Source organism: Lactococcus sp. LG606 (assembly GCF_017309645.1).
In the GTDB taxonomy this organism is placed as follows: domain Bacteria; phylum Bacillota; class Bacilli; order Lactobacillales; family Streptococcaceae; genus Lactococcus; species Lactococcus petauri.
On the sequence record NZ_CP071301.1, the window covers coordinates 2,116,972 to 2,133,907 of the forward strand.

Consider the following 16,936-nt stretch of genomic DNA (forward strand, 5'->3'; position numbering starts at 1 on the left):
CCTGCTAAAGCAAGGAGAGCCAAACGCAAACTCTTATGAAGAGTTGCTAGAGTCTTACTACTTCCTTCGCAAAAAATGTTTTTACTGTGTCAGGTCGTAATACTCAATGCCTCTATCCTGCTAAAGCAAGGAGAGCCAAACGCAAACTCTTATGGAGATTTGCTAGAGTCTTACTACTTTCTCCGCAAAAAATGTTTTTACTGCGTCAAGTCGTAATACTCAATGCCTCTATCTTGCTAAAGCAAGAAGGGAATTGAATTATAAGGTATCGTCAACCATATTACACAACATATTTAGGGAATAAAGATAGGGGATTGTATGAAAAAACTGCTCGTTGCCAACCGTGGTGAAATTGCCATTCGTGTTTTTCGTGCCTGTAATGAATTGGGTTTGTCCACTGTAGCCATCTATGCAAAAGAAGATGAGTACTCAGTACACCGTTTCAAAGCAGACGAAGCATACTTAGTCGGACAAGGTAAAAAACCGATAGATGCTTACCTTGATGCGGATGATATTATTCGTATTGCTCTAGATGCAGGAGCGGATGCAATTCACCCGGGATATGGTTTGCTTTCTGAAAACTTAGAATTTGCGACTAAGGTCCGTGAAGCTGGCTTAGTTTTTGTAGGGCCAGATTTAAAACATTTGGATATTTTTGGCGATAAAATTAAAGCTAAGAAAGCAGCGGATTTAGCGCAAATTCAAGGTATTCCAGGAACGGATGGAGCTGTCGATTTGGATGGGGCTCTTGCCTTTGCTGAAACTTATGGTTACCCTGTTATGATAAAAGCAGCTCTCGGTGGCGGCGGACGTGGAATGCGTGTTGCTCGCAATGACGAAGAGATGCGTGATGGTTATGCGCGTGCCAAGTCTGAAGCACAAACAGCTTTTGGTTCAGCAGAAATTTACGTTGAAAAATATATTGAAAATCCAAAACATATCGAAGTACAGATTTTGGGAGATACACATGGCAATATTGTTCATCTTCATGAGCGAGATTGTTCTGTGCAACGCCGTAATCAAAAAGTCATCGAAATTGCACCAGCTGTAGGCTTAGAACCAGAATTTAGAAATGAAATCTGTCAAGCAGCTGTCCAACTTTGCCAAGCTGTGGGTTATGTTAATGCAGGGACAGTTGAGTTTTTAGTTAAAGATAACCAATTTTACTTTATTGAAGTTAACCCACGGGTCCAAGTAGAACATACGATTACGGAGATGATTACTGGTGTAGATATTGTTACAGCACAAATTCTTATTGCTCAAGGCCAGGATTTGCATCAAGATATCAAAATTCCTGCACAGGATGAAATTCCATGTCTAGGTGCAGCCATCCAGTGCCGTATCACGACTGAAGATCCCGAAAATAATTTCCTTCCAGATACAGGAAAAATTAACACATACCGCTCACCAGGCGGATTTGGTGTACGTCTTGATGTAGGTAATGCTTATGCAGGATATGAAGTGACGCCTTATTTCGATAGTCTTTTAGTCAAGGTTTGTACTCATGCGACAGATTTTGAAGAGGCGGTGCATAAGATGCAGCGTGTCTTGCGTGAATTCCGCATTCGTGGGGTAAAAACGAATATTCCGTTTTTGGAAAACGTTATTGAGGACGAGCAGTTTACCAGTGGTCAAGCAACGACAACCTTTATTGACAATACACCGCAACTCTTCAAGTTTTCTCGCAAACGTAATCGCGGTACAAAAATCTTGAAATATATTTCGAATATTACCGTGAATGGATTCCCAGGGATTGACAAAACAGAGAAGCGTTATTTTGAACCTGCTCGTCAACCTGAAATTGAGCTTCTCCAGAAAACAACAACAAAGAATATCCTTGATCAAGAAGGTGCTGCAGCCGTAGTAGACTTTGTTAAAGGTTCACATGAAGTTTTGCTCACAGATACAACTTTTCGTGATGCACACCAAAGTCTTTTAGCCACACGCTTGCGTCTACAAGATATGAAGGGGATTGCAACCTCTGTAGATCAAGGTCTTTCTGACCTATTCTCTGTAGAGATGTGGGGCGGGGCAACTTTCGATGTCGCCTACCGTTTCTTAAATGAATCACCTTGGTATCGCTTAAGAAAATTGCGTGAACAGATGCCCAATACACTTTTCCAAATGCTGTTCCGCGGCTCAAATGCAGTAGGTTATCAAAATTATCCTGATAATGTTATTCAGGAGTTTATTCAAAAAGCAGCAGCTGAGGGAATCGATGTTTTCCGTATTTTTGATAGTCTTAACTGGCTGCCGCAAATGGAAAAATCTATCCAAACTGTACGTGACACGGGTAAAATTGCTGAAGCAACGATTTGTTATACTGGCGATATCTTAGATAAAACACGTCAAAAATATGACTTGAAGTATTATAAAGACCTAGCTAAAGAATTGGAAGCTAGCGGTGCTCATATTCTTGCAATTAAGGATATGGCTGGTCTTCTGAAGCCACAAGCTGCCTATGTACTGATAACAGCACTGAAAGAAACAGTTGATTTGCCGATTCATTTGCATACACATGATACGGCAGGTAATGGTATTATTACCTATTCAGGTGCGATTAAGGCAGGTGTAGATATCGTCGATGTGGCGACCGCATCACTTGCTGGTGGCACATCGCAGCCTTCTATGCAGTCACTCTATTATGCCTTGGAGCATGGTGGACGTCATGCGGCTTTGAATATTGCTAACGCGGAACAAATTGACCATTATTGGGAAGATACGCGTCGTTATTATGCACCTTTTGAAGCTGGAATTACGAGCCCGCAAACAGAAGTTTACAGACATGAGATGCCAGGGGGGCAATATACCAATCTTAAAGCACAATCTGCTGCAGTTGGCTTAGATGCTCGTTTTGATGAAGTCAAAGCTATGTATAGCAAAGTGAACATGATATTTGGTGACATTATTAAAGTGACTCCAAGTTCGAAAGTTGTGGGCGACATGGCACTCTTTATGGTGCAAAATGATCTCACAGAAGAAGATGTTTATGCAAAAGGCGCAGAATTAAACTTCCCAGAGTCAGTTGTTTCCTTCTTCCAAGGAGATTTAGGTCAACCTGTAGGTGGTTTCCCAGAGAAACTTCAATCGCTGGTTCTCAAAGGTAAACAAGCATTAACAGATCGTCCTGGTCTTCACGCGCCAGCCGTTGACTTTGCACAAGTGGAAAAGGAACTCTCAGACATATTAGGTTACCCAGCTGAAGAACATGAGGTTTTAAGCTACATTATGTACCCACAAGTCTTCTTGGATTATCAAAAAATGCAAGATGCTTTTGGCTCAGTAACCTTGCTTGATACGGAAACCTTCCTCCATGGTATGCGTATGGGTGAGCAAATCGAGGTGCAGATTGAGAAAGGTAAAACTCTGATTATTCGTCTTGATGAGATTGGTGAGCCAGATGTTTTAGGAAATCGTGTGCTCTTCTTTAACCTTAATGGTCAAAGACGTGAAATTAGTGTAAATGATCAATCGATCAAAACACAAATTGTTGCGAAGCGTAAGGCTGACAGCACCGATCCACAACAAATTGGTGCAACTATGCCGGGATCTGTTTTGGATATCCTAGTGAAAAAAGGAGATCAGGTCAAAAAAGGACAAGCACTGATGGTTACAGAAGCAATGAAGATGGAGACGACCATCGAAGCACCGTTTGATGCTACGATTGAAGAAATTCATGCCGTAGCAGGAGAAGCGATTCAGACGAAAGATCTTCTTATCGAACTACGTGAGCAATAAAAGAAAAACGTTCAACTCTTAGGTTGAACGTTTTTTTGTTTTACTTTACTTTAAGCTGTTGGCTTCCATGATTTCGTCAATGAAACCATAATCCAATGTTTCTTGGGCTGTCATCCAGTTGTCACGTTCTGCATCAGCATGTACTTTTTCCATAGACTGACCAGAGTTTTCGGCCAAAATCTTTTCTAAAGTACGACGTGTTTTGAGCAAGTGTTCTGCTGCGATAGCCATATCGGTTTGTTGTGTACCACCACCAGTACCGCCCATAGGTTGGTGGATCATGTATTCAGCATGCGGCAACATGAAACGTTTGCCTTTTGTACCACTAGAAGCAATGATTGTACCCATAGATGCAGCAATACCCATAACAATTGTTTGAACGTCAGATTTGATGAAGTTCATAGTATCAACAATTGCAAGTCCAGCAGAAACAGAACCACCAGGTGTGTTAATGTAGAGGTAAATATCCTTTGTGCTGTCTTGGGCATCCAAGAAGAGGAGTTGTGCGATGATTGAGTTGGCCATACCATCCTCAACTTGGCCTGTCAACATGATGATACGGTCTTTCAGTAGACGGCTATAAATGTCATATGCGCGTTCACCACGGCTTGATTGCTCGATGACAGTAGGTACTAAATATCCCATAGATAAGTCTCCTTTTTCAATGTTTTATTCTATTATAAATCAAAGGTCAAAAAAGGTCAAAAAATAAGTACGATTAAAAAGGAGGAAATGAAGATATCTTTTCAAAAGTAAAATGTTTCAAAGAAAGGAACACTTTTATCTGTCGGAGTATATTATAATAGAGTCAAGGAGATAAAAAGATGAAAGTTGAACATATCGGAATTTGGGTAAGAGACTTAGGGAAGATGAGGAATTTTTATGAAACCTTTTTTTCTGCAAAGGCGGGTCAGCAATATCACAACTCTAAAACAGGCTTTACTTCATATTTTATGAGTTTTGAAGAAGGGGCACGTGTAGAGCTCATGCATCGTGCAGATATTGAAAAGATAATGCCTGAAGGTCTGGGTTTTGCTCATCTTGCTTTACAGGTGGGAGATGAAGCCGAGGTAGACAAGCGGGCTCAAGAATTTTTAGAACAAGGTTTTGAAGTTTTATCTGGACCACGGAGAACTGGCGATGGCTATTATGAAGCCGTTATTCTCGATCCTGAGGGAAATAAGATCGAAATAACAGCTTAGCTATATAAATTCTGGAGAAATGAGTTTTAAAACATTAGTCATTTTGTTATAATAATAGTATGAATTCAGAACTTATTATTTCTATGATTATTGCTATGATTGCGGGTGCTTGGCTTTTTATTGCGGGCATGTATATCTACAAACGTTTTGACGAAAATCGCTATAAGAAGCGCTTAGCCATTGAGAAACTCTTACGCGAAATTGAAGTCAGAAACACCTTGAATCAAAAAATTATCGAAATCTTGAACCGTCCGATTATTGGAGATGATGAAGAAATCGTTAATCCCCGTAGTGATGTAAAAGTGCCGTTTTACGACTATAATTTTTTGAAAAATTATACTTCAATGTATAATTTGTACATCCCCGCTTATTTCTTAAGTACTTTCTTTAAAAATCTATCCCACCATTTGGCTGTTTTCGAAGATGAACAAGATTTGAAAAATGGCGGCTATATTTTCAAAGAAGCACGTCCTATTTTTGAAAATTTTTCGGTCGAAATTACGGAAGATATTGAGAATAAGAAAAAAGAACTGGAAGAAGCAAAGAACATTTATCCATCTATGTTAAAACGCCAGTATTATAACATTTAAATACTTTTTTTAATCTGTCCAATAGGACAGTTTTTTTTAGAATAAAAAGGGAAAGGGTCTTTTTTTTGTCTGTCAATTGTGCTATAATAGCAAATGCTAATACCGCTAGGTATTATAAATAAGATCATGGATTGTTCCATATTAATATAAAGGAGAGAGGGATGCTTACTATTTATACGGCCCCATCTTGTACGAGTTGTAAAAAAGCTAAAACTTGGCTTACTTATCACAATATTCCATTTCAAGAACGTAACCTCATTGGCGACCCACTTTCAGCAGAAGAAATTAGTCGTATTCTTGAAAAGTGTGATGATGGTGTGGAAGGGCTTATTTCTAGCCGTAATCGCTTTGTGAAGACCTTAGGCGTTGATTTTGAAGACTTGTCGCTTTCAGCAGCCATCAAAATTATTTCAGAAAATCCGCAAATCATGCGCCGTCCAATCATTATGGATGAAAAACGTCTACATGTGGGATACAACGAAGAAGAAATCCGTGCTTTTTTACCGCGTACAGTACGTATTTTAGAAAATGGCGGCGCTCGTTTGCGCAATGCCATCTAAAAGCAAATGCAATTATTATAAACACCCCGAGCGGGTGTTTTTTGCTGCATGCTTTTAGTAAAGGAAAATTTTCTTTTTAAAATAGAGCGGTTTTTCTAAGATAAGATTTGCTTTATTTTGGGTTATAATAGAAGAATGGATATTTTTGACACGCACACACACCTCAATTCAGATGAATTTATTGGTAGAGAAAAGGAAATTATTACTCAGGCACATGAGCTAGGGGTTCATCGCATGAATATTGTCGGAGTGGATCGTAAAACAAATGATTGGGCGATAAAGCTTGCTACAGAACATGAAGAATGCTATGCTACGATTGGTTGGCATCCAGATGAATGTGGAAGCTTTGATCAAGCTGCAGAGCAGTATCTGCTGGAAAATTTGCAAAAAAATAAGGTGCTTGCAGTGGGCGAAATTGGCTTAGATTATCATTGGATGGTCGAATCAAAAGAACTGCAAGAACAAAGTTTTCGGCGCCAAATTCAAATTTCAAAAGAAGCAGATGTTCCTTTTGTGGTACACACACGTGATGCTTTAGCTGATACTTATGAAATTATAAAGTCTGAGGGCGTTGGCTCTCGTGGAGGAATCATGCACAGCTTTTCTGGTACCTATGAAGAGGCCCGACAGTTTCTGGAGCTTGGTCTAATGCTTTCTTTCTCAGGTGTTGTGACATTTAAAAAGGCTCTTGATGTCCAAGAAGCAGCTACAAAGCTTCCTTTAGATCGCATACTTGTGGAAACTGATGCCCCTTATCTTTCACCAATGCCTTATCGCGGTAAGGAAAATCAGCCAGGCTACACACGTTACACAGCAGAGAAAATTGCGGAACTTCGTGGACTTAGCTTGGAAGAAGTGGCTGAGCAAACCTATGCAAATGCACTGAAAGTTTTTGGTTTGACCTCATGAAAGAAAAAATCGAAAAAGTTATCGTCGTTGAAGGGCGAGATGACACAAGAAACCTGAAGCGCTTTTATGATCTGGATACCTATGAAACTGGTGGAAGTAGTATAGACGCGACTGATATCGAGCGGTTAAAGGTCCTCCAAGAGAAACGAGGGCTTGTTGTTTTTACTGATCCAGATTTTCAAGGGGAACGCATCCGTAAGATTATTATGCAAGCTATTCCTGAGGCGCAGCATGCCTTTTTGAAACGTGAAGAAGCACGACCTAAAGGTAAAGGTTCTCTCGGAGTAGAACATGCCAAGTATGAAGATTTGCAAAAAGCTTTGGGACACTTGACAGGAGGCGCGAATATCGAGCCGACTGTGGTTCAAGCAGATCTTATTAACTTTGGTCTTGTCCTCCGCTCTGATAGTCGCCAACGTCGGGAATATCTCTGTGAAGAACTCCGCATAGGTTATGCTAATGGCAAGCAAATCCTCAAAAGACTTAACATGTTTGGGATTGAGCTTCAACAAATAGAAGAAATAATGAAGGGCTATAAATGAAAAAAGCACTTGAAATAAAAAACTTAAGAAAAGTATATGATTCCGGTACGGAAGCCTTAAAAGGTATTGATTTAGCAGTTGAAGAAGGAGATTTTTATGCCTTGCTTGGTCCTAATGGGGCAGGGAAATCAACTACTATCGGTATTATTACTTCACTCGTGAATAAAACGTCTGGAACAGTTAAAGTCTTTGACTATGATATTGATAAAAATCTAGTGCAGGCTAAGCAACAACTCGGACTTGTGCCCCAAGAGTTTAACTTTAATCAGTTTGAAACGGTTCAACAAATCTTAGTCAATCAAGCCGGATACTATGGTGTTCCTCGTAAGGAAGCGCTCAAACGCTCAGAAAAGTATCTCACACAGTTGGAACTTTGGGAAAAGCGTAATGACCGTGCAGGACGTCTTTCTGGTGGGATGAAACGTCGTTTGATGATTGCGCGTGCCTTGATGCATGAGCCTAAGCTCTTGATTTTGGATGAGCCAACAGCGGGTGTTGATATTGATGTGCGCCGCTCAATGTGGGAATTTCTCGCACAACTCAATGCTTCAGGTACAACAATTATTCTGACGACACACTATTTGGAAGAAGCAGAAATGCTTTGCCGAAATATTGGAATTATCCAATCTGGACAAGTAATTGAAGATACAAGTATGAAAAACTTACTATCGAAATTACAGTCGGAAACATTTATTCTCGATATTAAAGCGGAAGGGCAAGCACCAGAGCTTATTGGATATGAGATGAAATTGGTGGATTCCCAGACCTTGGAGCTTAAGATTGAACGCAACCAGGGCATCAATGTTGCTTTTGAGCAACTAACTGCACAAGGTGTTCAGGTCCTCTCCATGCGCAATAAATCAAACCGTCTAGAAGAGCTTTTTGTTAAGCTTACTCATGAGGAGGGAAAAAATGTTTAAACTCTACTGGACTGCAGGAAAATCTCTTGCTATCAAGGAAGTCACACGTTTTATGCGTATTTGGGTGCAAACTCTTGTGCCACCAGTGATTACGACCACACTTTATTTTATTATCTTTGGTAAAATGATTGGTTCACGAATCGGTGATATGCATGGTTTTTCTTATATGCAATTTATCGTGCCCGGACTTATCATGATGTCTGTTATTACTAGCTCTTATGCGAACGTTTCTTCGAGTTTCTTTTCGCAAAAATTTCAAAAAAATATTGAAGAATTACTCGTCGCTCCAGTGCCTACACATGTGATTATTTTAGGCTTTGTGGCCGGCGGAAGTCTTCGAGGTATTTTCGTTGGGACGTTAGTGACTATCATTTCGTTGCTTTTTGTTCCTTTAGTTGTGAAGTCTTGGCTCGTAATTATTGTAACTCTGTTGTTGACGGCTTTCCTCTTTTCCTTGGCTGGGCTTCTTAATGGTGTCTTTGCGCGTTCTTTTGATGATGTTTCGATCGTGCCAACATTTGTCTTACAACCTTTGACTTATCTCGGTGGTGTCTTCTATGCTATCTCTATGTTACCCCCAATTTGGCAGGACATTTCGAAAGTCAACCCGATCGTATATATGATTTCAGGTTTCCGTTATGGCTTTTTAGGTGTGCAAGATGTTGCCCTGTGGATTAGCTTGCTTGTGCTACTTGGTTTTGTCATTGCTCTCTATGCCGTTTGCTATTACTTTATTGAACGTGGTCGTGGTTTGAGATCTTGAAAGTAAGATAAAGAAAGTTAGAATAAAAAAGCGAAAACCGATTGGTTTTCGCTTTTTTTATTCTTCTTCGAAAGGCTTTCGTCCTTGATGTAAAGTTATAGGAAGTTTATATGAGTTTTCGACTGTTTCTCCTTGGATTTTACGAATAACTAAGTCGACTAAAAGCTCCGCCAAATCTGTAATGGGTTGCTTCACTGTCGTCAAGTCTGGATGATATTCCCTGATAAACTCTGTGCCGTCAAAGCCAATGATACTTATATCTTTGTTCATTGCCGCCGCTAGATTTTTCACAAGAAGTGCTGTTAAGTCATCTGTGCAGAAAATCCCGTCAAAGTCAGATTTTTTTAAAATTCTCTTGATTTCTTCTTTTTTATTCAGAAAAGTTAAACTTGTTGGGATTTTAATCACATGAGGTTCTAAGTCATGCTTTTTCATCACAGAGAGATAGCCTTCGCGTCTGAGGCGCGTGGGCGAATTAGTATTGTCACTGCCGGTAAAAATAGCAATTTTTTTGTTCCCGTTTTTTATCAAAGTTTCTGTTGCTAAACGACCGCCTTGCAAATTATCTGAACTAACGATAGTAGTTTGTGCAGTGAGGATGCGGTCAAAAGATACGATAGGTGCGTGGATTGCAGTATAATCGTTAGTACTTAAATTATGACTTCCATAAATGATGCCATCCACTTGGTTAGAAAGAAGTAAAGTTAAATAATCTCTTTCTTTCCTTTCGTCGTGCTCAGTTGTTGCCAGCATGGCTTTATAACCTCTTCGAAAGAGCGCCTGTTCAATTTTTTCGATTAATTCTGCATAGAATACATTCTGGATATTAGGAAAAACGAGTCCAATTAATTTTAAAGATTTCCCTTGTAAAGAGCGGGCTGCAGCATTTGGGACATAATGTAAGTCACGCATTGCGGCCTCAACCTTAGCAATAGTTGTGTCGCTTAAGTACCCTTTGTTATTAATCACACGCGAAGCGGTTGTCAAACTTACACCCGCTTTTTTTGCAACATCTTCAAGTTTAACCACTAATTCAGTTCCCACATTTTAATATTTATCGGTTTTTCACTTTGTATAAAATACTGTTCTTTGTTAGGAAATACACGCCCCGATAAGACTTTCTCTCCATCATTAATAAAAATTTCAAAAATAGATTTATCTATAAATAGATTAACTTTTTCTATTTTAACATTTACTGTCCTTTTTTCATAATTTCTTTTAACCGTGAAACAATCATTTTCCTTGTCAATATGGATTTCCAGTGCACTTTCATGAGAAGCGTTTGCCATGATATTCAAATGGTGTGATTCTTCAGACTTGAGGTCAATTTCCATTTCAAAAACATTATGAGTCGAAATCAGCTCTTCTTTGAGTAAAAACTCTTTTTTCTTTTTGCGTAGAGTTTTCATTTCATCTACAGGAGTTTGATAAAGCTTTCCGTCTTTAACACTTAGTTTTTTGACCATAGACAAGGCGCCTTGCACGCCAAACTGATCTGTCGGATAAGTTGTATCTGGTAAACCTAACCAAGAAATAGCATAAGCAGAGCCGTCAGGAGCATTAAAAGCCTGTGTGGCATAACAGTCAAAGCCATAATCAAGATTTTCTATCCTATTGTCGCCCATTAACCGGACTTCTTTATCAACAGAAAAAGAATCGGCAATAAGATAGGTATTGGGGTAAATATTGCCATAAGAGCAGATTGATTGATCCAAGCCTTGGGGGCAGAAGATGAGGACCGGTGTGTTATTTATAAAGATAAGATTGGGACATTCGATCATATAGCCCATCTTTTCTGAAGTAAAATTCAAAAAACCTAAGTCTTCCCAAGCTGTTAATTGCTCATTTTTAGAGCGATAAATCTTTATTTTTCCTTCTTCGGCGACAGATTGTGCACCAATCAGCATATAGTGTTTCTTTTGGTGTTGAAAAATTTGTGGATCTCGAAAGTGATCAGTTGTTTCTGAGAAATTGGGATAGATTATAGGCTCTGGCAACTTTTCTAGCTGATTTTCTTTATCCAACTTAGCACCAAGTTGATAAGGTATGCGTGTCCAATCCTCTTTACGATGATTTCCTGTGTACATGATAAAAAGTGCATCATCAAGAGGAAAAGCAGAACCAGAAAAAGCACCAGCGTTTTCAAATTTCGTATCAGGGTAGAGAATGAGTCCTGATTTTTCAAAGTGCACCAAATCTGTAGAAGTCAAATGTACCCATGACTTCAAACCATGCACAGCGCCAAATGGAAAATGTTGGTAAAAGAGATGCCATTTACCATTAAAAAATGAAAAACCATTGGGGTCATTGAGAAGACCGGTTTCTGGCTCAATATGAAAAGTTGAGTGCCAAGGTGATTGAGCAACACGTTCGCGTAAGGACTTTAATTCATCCTCAGAATAGCTTTCATAAGCACGGTATCGTTCAGTGGTAGTCCATGTCATTTCTTGTGTTTCCTTATCGTCATATTTTATTTTTATGATAAACGTTTTTCATGTAAAAGTCAATTTATAAACTTGATTATTTTAAGTAATGTTTTATTTTATGTTAAACGCTTGACATATTTTTTGTAAAGTGATTAAATGTGTTATGTAAGCGACACCAAAATAAATTTTAGGAGAAAACTATGAACCACAAACAAGTTGCTGAACGGATTATTTCTGCTGTGGGAGAAGAGAATATTCAAGCAGCAGCACATTGCGCAACCCGCTTGCGCCTTGTACTGAAAGACAGCTCATTGATTCATCAAGAAGCCTTAGACAATGACCCAGATCTCAAAGGAACTTTTGAGACGGCGGGACAATATCAAATCATTGTGGGACCTGGTGATGTCAATAAAGTCTATGAGGAATTTGTCAAACTTACAGGAGTAAAAGAGGCGTCGACAGCTGATTTAAAAGAGATTGTAAACAGCCAAAGCAAACCAAATCCTGTGATGGCATTAGTCAAACTTCTTTCAGATATCTTTGTTCCTTTGATTCCCGCTCTTGTTGCAGGAGGTTTATTGATGGCACTCAATAACGCTCTTACCGCTGAGAATCTTTTTGCAGCAAAATCAGTTGTTGAAATGTTTCCAGCTTGGAAAGGATTTGCAGATATTGTCAATGCTATGAGTGCAGCACCATTTGCCTTTATGCCTGTTCTTATAGGATTTTCGGCTACCAAACGTTTCGGAGGAAATCCCTATCTTGGTGCTGTTATCGGGATGATAATGGTGATGCCATCGCTTGTCAATGGTTATGCGGTGGCCACAGCTATTGCAAACAATGAAATGACCTACTGGAATATATTTGGTTTAAATGTTGCTCAGGCAGGTTATCAAGGTCAAGTACTTCCTGTTATTGGGGTATCTTTTGTCCTTGCAAAGCTGGAAAACTTTTTCCATAAACATTTGAACAACGCAGTTGACTTCACTTTCACACCATTGCTTTCGGTAATTATTACAGGATTTCTCACTTTTACCATAATTGGTCCTGCACTTCGTTTTGTATCAAATGGTTTAACAGATGGCTTGGTTGGCCTTTATGACACCTTAGGTGCCTTAGGGATGTTCATATTTGGCGGCTTTTACTCACTGATTGTTTTGACAGGTTTACACCAAAGCTTTTCAGCAATTGAAACCATGCTTATCACTAACTATCAGCATTCGGGTATTGGTGGGGACTTTATTTTTCCGGTTGCAGCCGCAGCCAACATGGCACAAGCAGGTGCAACCTTCGCGATCTTCTTCCTGACAAAAAATATTAAAACAAAGGCGCTCGCAGCTCCAGCTGGTTTTTCCGCCCTTTTAGGGATAACTGAGCCTGCCCTCTTTGGGGTCAACCTAAAACTTAAATATCCATTCTTTATTGCACTTGGTGCTTCCGCTGTTGGTTCATTATTTATGGGGCTTTTCCATGTGCTGGGTGTAAGCTTAGGCTCTGCCGGTTTGATTGGGTTTATCTCCATTAAAGCAGGCTACAATCTGCAGTTTATGTTCGCTATTTTGATTAGCTTTATCCTTGCATTCATTGTTACTTTGATTTACGGACGACAAGTTGAAAACAAAAAAATTGAGAAGCCTCAGGTAGAGAATCCAATTTCTGAAATGCAAGATATAGAAAACTCTGAAAAGGAAGCAATTTTCGTACCAATCAATGGCACAGCTTTTCCACTCTCGCAGGTCAATGATCCTGTCTTCTCCACAGAAAAAATGGGCAAAGGTGTCGCTATCCAACCTGCAGATGATCATGTCTTTGCGCCAGCAGATGGAGAAATTGTGATTGCTTACGAAACGGGTCATGCCTATGGGATGAAAACCGAAAGTGGAGCAGAAATCTTGATTCACATTGGTATTGATACGGTCACGTTGAAGGGCAAAGGCTTTAGCCAAAATGTGAAGGCAGGCCAAAAAGTTAAAAAAGGAGACTTGCTTGGAACATTTAACAGAAAGACTATCAAGGAAGCTGGGTTGGAGGATATGGTAATGATGATGATTACAAATTCGTCTGATTATAACGATATTTTAGTGTTAAAGGAATATGCAGAAGTAGTAAAACAGGAAAAAATTCTTTCATTAATTTGAAGAAAGGGAGTAGAAGTTGACAATGTATTATGGATCTATAGAAGCTGGTGGGACAAAGTTTGTGCTCGCCGTTGCGGATGATCAGTTCGAGCTTGTAGATAAAATTAGAATATCTACCACAACACCCGAGGAAACAATTGCTGCTACAGTGGATTACTTTAAATCAAAAAATGTTGTGGCAATTGGCTTGGGATCATTTGGTCCCATTGATATTAATATCAAGAGTAAAACTTACGGCTATATTACATCAACACCGAAGGCAGGTTGGGCAAATACGGATTTGGTTGGGCTTTTAGAAGAGGCACTTCATGTTCCTATAGCTTTTACTACTGACGTAAATGCATCGGCTTATGGTGAAATGATGAATACTGCTCTTGAAAATCTAGTCTACTTTACTATTGGTACAGGGATTGGCGGTGGCGCTATTCAAGGCGGTCACTTTATTGGTGCTACAAGCCATGCTGAAATGGGCCATCAAATGGTTAAACGCCATCCAAACGATCTTTATTTTAAAGGTATTTGTCCGTTTCATGGTGATTGTTTGGAAGGACTGGCTTCAGGTCCAAGTCTTGAGGCCAGAACAGGGATTTCGGGTGAAGAACTTCCTGCAGACAGTCTTGAGTGGGAAATCTTGGCCTACTATATCGCGCAAGGCGTGCTTAATGCAACTTTAACATTAGCACCTGATGCTATTATACTAGGCGGTGGGATTATGGAGCAGCCCAATATGCTCGCACATGTTCAAAAAGAATTTGTGAAACTTCTGAATCATTACGTTGCTCTCCCATGTCCGATAGATGAATATTTGCGACTGCCGAGTGTTTCGGAAAATGGCTCCGCAACCCTTGGGAACTTTGCTTTAGGTAAAGCAGCCTTAGAGCTTGTGGAGTGAGATGTTGGGCTTTCTCTAAATAGTATTCGTGGCTCACAAGCTAAAGTTAAGGAGAAAAAGTATGTTTTGCTTAGCTTATTTGCATTTACGGCTATAAAAAGATAAAACGGAAATTCTTTGATTTCTGTTTTTTCTTTAAAAGCAGTTCGTCGGCTTTTCTGCTATAATAAAGCTATGACAACTTCAAATATAGATCGTATCTCAAATGTCATTCGCACACAGGATATTCTTCGTCGGCATGACTTTAACTTTAAGAAAAAATTTGGTCAAAACTTTTTGACGGACCATAATATTTTGACAAAAATTACGGCAACTGCTGAACTTTCAGAACAAGTAAACGTGATTGAGATTGGACCAGGTATTGGTTCACTCACGCAGTATTTACTTGAAGAGGCAGCAGAAGTAATGGCTTTTGAAATTGACAAAACTTTGATTCCAATTTTGGAAGAAACTTTGGCGCCGTATGATAACTTTCAACTTGTAAATGCTGATGTTTTGAAAGTTGATATGCGTGAGCACATCAAGAATTTCAAAAATCCTGACTTGCCTATAAAAGTCGTAGCAAATCTTCCTTATTACATTACAACACCAATTCTCATGCACTTGATTGAATCTAAGATTCCCTTTACTGAGTTTGTAGTGATGATGCAAAAAGAGGTTGCGGATCGTATTGCGGCTAAACCAAGCACAAAGGCTTACGGCTCGCTTTCGATAGCGGTGCAATATTATATGGAAGCACAAGTCGCTTTCACTGTGCCGCGCACAGTTTTTGTTCCAGCGCCTAATGTAGATTCAGCTATATTGAAGATGACACGCCGCGAGCAGCCTTTGGTTGCTGTGAAGGATGAAGATTTCTTCTTTAAAACCATGCACTCAACCTTTGTTCACCGTCGTAAAACCTTGATGAACAACTTACAATCTGCTTTTGGTAAGGATAAAAAACCAGAAATAACTGAACTTTTGGCCCAGGCGGATATTTCGCCTACCATTCGTGCCGAAGCACTTTCAATACCAGAATTCGCACGGTTAGCCAATGCTCTACTTCCTCTCAAAGAAGGAGAATAAATGGATAAGCTGTCAAAAATTTTTCAAGCCATAAAAGAAGATCCGCAAAATACTTTGTATACTGCACAAGGTATTGCCCCGCTCTACTCCGTACACCATGAAGCAAAAATCCTTATTGTAGGTCAAGCACCAGGAATTCGAGCACAGGAGAGCCGTCTTTTTTGGAACGATCCTTCTGGGGATCGTCTTCGTGAATGGCTAGGGATTTCTTATGAAGAATTTTACAGCTCATCTAAGCTCGCCATCTTGCCTATGGACTTTTACTTTCCAGGTAAAGGAAAATCTGGTGACTTACCACCCCGCAAAGGCTTTGCGGAAAAATGGCATCCTTTATTGATTAAAGAAATGCCGCAGTTGGAGCTTATTGTCCTCATTGGTTCTTACGCGATTCCTTACTATCTTAATGTGCCGAAGAAAACACGTATTACTGATGTTGTGCGTGATTTTGAGAATTATCTACCGGAATATTTTCCACTTGTGCATCCTTCACCACGTAATAATATTTGGTTGCGGAAAAATCCATGGTTTGAGGCACAGGTCTTGCCGGAGCTAAAAATAAGAGTAAAAAACCTCCTTGCTTGAAGCAAGGAGGTTTAGTTTTGTTTAAGGAAGAGTTAATATAATGCATATAAATAAAGGAAAGCGCTCTCCAACGGTGAATAGGTGAGCGCTTATTTTTTTATTTAATTTCAAAAAACATGGTAACATGCTCGATTCCAGCTTCTGTAAAGGTTTCGCCTTGCGCTTGAAAGTCGAATTTTTCATAGAGGCCTTTGGCGCTAAGTTGTGCATGCAAAGTTAAAAGAGTAATTCCTGCTTGATTGCAAAAATCAAGAAGACTTTGTAAGAGGACATTTGCATAACCTTTGCCACGTTCCTCTTTTAGAACGGCCATTCGTTGGACCACAGCGTGTTTCTTATCTTCGCTATCCACCAAAAGACGAACAGTCGCTAAGGCTTTACCATTTTCGTAACCTACAAAGTGCACGGAATGTGCCTCATCAATAGGACTGCCAACTTCTAAATCAAAAGGAACACCTTGCTCCTTTACAAAAACAGTGTTACGAATACGTAATGCATCACAGTATATTTCCGACATGGTGTCACGGGTTTGCTTGATTTGCATAAATTTCCTCCCGAAATCTTGAATTTGCGTAAAAATCTTATTTCAATTATAATATAAATAGCTTT

The 16,936-nt window shown here is 39.5% G+C and carries 16 protein-coding genes; 12 read left to right on the forward strand and 4 right to left on the reverse strand.

Features of this window, described 5'->3' with window-relative positions; all coding sequences use genetic code 11:
- The first annotated feature begins 318 nt into the window (after positions 1 to 318).
- Positions 319 to 3,738 (forward strand): pyruvate carboxylase, encoded by a 3,420-nt coding sequence (locus tag J0J35_RS10450; protein ID WP_206916899.1) that lies wholly within the window; start codon positions 319 to 321, stop codon positions 3,736 to 3,738.
- A gap of 45 nt (positions 3,739 to 3,783) precedes the next feature.
- Here J0J35_RS10450 and J0J35_RS10455 read toward each other — a convergent pair whose 3' ends face one another.
- On the reverse strand, positions 3,784 to 4,383 hold the full coding sequence (locus J0J35_RS10455) for an ATP-dependent Clp protease proteolytic subunit (RefSeq protein ID WP_003134020.1): 600 nt from the start codon (positions 4,381 to 4,383) through the stop codon (positions 3,784 to 3,786).
- A gap of 179 nt (positions 4,384 to 4,562) precedes the next feature.
- Between J0J35_RS10455 and J0J35_RS10460 the strand changes: the two genes are divergently transcribed.
- From J0J35_RS10460 to J0J35_RS10490, 7 genes are all read left to right on the forward strand, one after another.
- Positions 4,563 to 4,940 carry a VOC family protein gene (locus J0J35_RS10460; RefSeq protein ID WP_206916902.1) on the forward strand — a complete coding sequence of 126 codons (378 nt, stop codon included), beginning with the start codon at positions 4,563 to 4,565 and terminating at the stop codon, positions 4,938 to 4,940.
- A gap of 59 nt (positions 4,941 to 4,999) precedes the next feature.
- Positions 5,000 to 5,530, forward strand: a complete 531-nt coding sequence (locus J0J35_RS10465) for a hypothetical protein (protein ID WP_019292658.1) — start codon at positions 5,000 to 5,002, stop codon at positions 5,528 to 5,530.
- Positions 5,531 to 5,691: 161 nt separating this feature from the next.
- Entirely contained in the window at positions 5,692 to 6,090 is a 399-nt protein-coding gene (gene spx / locus J0J35_RS10470) for a transcriptional regulator Spx (protein WP_003134024.1), read from the forward strand.
- Between the two features lie 135 nt (positions 6,091 to 6,225).
- Positions 6,226 to 6,999, forward strand: coding sequence for a TatD family hydrolase (locus J0J35_RS10475; protein WP_019294145.1), 774 nt, complete (start codon positions 6,226 to 6,228; stop codon positions 6,997 to 6,999).
- The gene (rnmV, locus tag J0J35_RS10480) at positions 6,996 to 7,541 is read left to right on the forward strand and encodes a ribonuclease M5 (protein ID WP_019292656.1); all 546 of its coding nucleotides are present in this window, start codon (positions 6,996 to 6,998) and stop codon (positions 7,539 to 7,541) included. Before J0J35_RS10475 ends, rnmV begins: the two co-directional genes overlap by 4 nt.
- Positions 7,538 to 8,461, forward strand: a complete 924-nt coding sequence (locus J0J35_RS10485; RefSeq protein ID WP_019292655.1) for an ABC transporter ATP-binding protein — start codon at positions 7,538 to 7,540, stop codon at positions 8,459 to 8,461. Before rnmV ends, J0J35_RS10485 begins: the two co-directional genes overlap by 4 nt.
- Entirely contained in the window at positions 8,454 to 9,224 is a 771-nt protein-coding gene (locus J0J35_RS10490; protein ID WP_019292654.1) for an ABC transporter permease, read from the forward strand. The genes J0J35_RS10485 and J0J35_RS10490 overlap by 8 nt, the downstream gene beginning before the upstream one ends.
- A gap of 57 nt (positions 9,225 to 9,281) precedes the next feature.
- On the opposite strand, the gene J0J35_RS10495 is transcribed toward J0J35_RS10490, so the two are convergent.
- Both J0J35_RS10495 and J0J35_RS10500 read right to left on the reverse strand, forming a co-directional pair.
- Positions 9,282 to 10,253, reverse strand: a complete 972-nt coding sequence (locus J0J35_RS10495; protein ID WP_019292431.1) for a LacI family DNA-binding transcriptional regulator — start codon at positions 10,251 to 10,253, stop codon at positions 9,282 to 9,284.
- Entirely contained in the window at positions 10,253 to 11,668 is a 1,416-nt protein-coding gene (locus J0J35_RS10500) for a sucrose-6-phosphate hydrolase (protein WP_206916903.1), read from the reverse strand. Before J0J35_RS10500 ends, J0J35_RS10495 begins: the two co-directional genes overlap by 1 nt.
- A gap of 182 nt (positions 11,669 to 11,850) precedes the next feature.
- Between J0J35_RS10500 and J0J35_RS10505 the strand changes: the two genes are divergently transcribed.
- The 4 genes from J0J35_RS10505 (at position 11,851) to J0J35_RS10520 (ending at position 16,327) form a co-directional block, all read left to right on the forward strand.
- The gene (locus J0J35_RS10505) at positions 11,851 to 13,788 is read left to right on the forward strand and encodes a sucrose-specific PTS transporter subunit IIBC (RefSeq protein ID WP_206916906.1); all 1,938 of its coding nucleotides are present in this window, start codon (positions 11,851 to 11,853) and stop codon (positions 13,786 to 13,788) included.
- 16 nt (positions 13,789 to 13,804) lie between these two features.
- Positions 13,805 to 14,680, forward strand: a complete 876-nt coding sequence (gene scrK / locus J0J35_RS10510; protein ID WP_029346182.1) for a fructokinase ScrK — start codon at positions 13,805 to 13,807, stop codon at positions 14,678 to 14,680.
- Between the two features lie 174 nt (positions 14,681 to 14,854).
- Positions 14,855 to 15,745, forward strand: coding sequence for a 16S rRNA (adenine(1518)-N(6)/adenine(1519)-N(6))-dimethyltransferase RsmA (gene rsmA, locus J0J35_RS10515; protein WP_206916907.1), 891 nt, complete (start codon positions 14,855 to 14,857; stop codon positions 15,743 to 15,745).
- The gene (locus J0J35_RS10520) at positions 15,746 to 16,327 is read left to right on the forward strand and encodes a uracil-DNA glycosylase family protein (protein WP_019292426.1); all 582 of its coding nucleotides are present in this window, start codon (positions 15,746 to 15,748) and stop codon (positions 16,325 to 16,327) included. It abuts the gene before it with no gap.
- A 97-nt stretch (positions 16,328 to 16,424) separates the two neighbouring features.
- Here J0J35_RS10520 and J0J35_RS10525 read toward each other — a convergent pair whose 3' ends face one another.
- Positions 16,425 to 16,871 carry a GNAT family N-acetyltransferase gene (locus tag J0J35_RS10525; protein ID WP_040086628.1) on the reverse strand — a complete coding sequence of 149 codons (447 nt, stop codon included), beginning with the start codon at positions 16,869 to 16,871 and terminating at the stop codon, positions 16,425 to 16,427.
- Positions 16,872 to 16,936 lie beyond the last annotated feature (65 nt).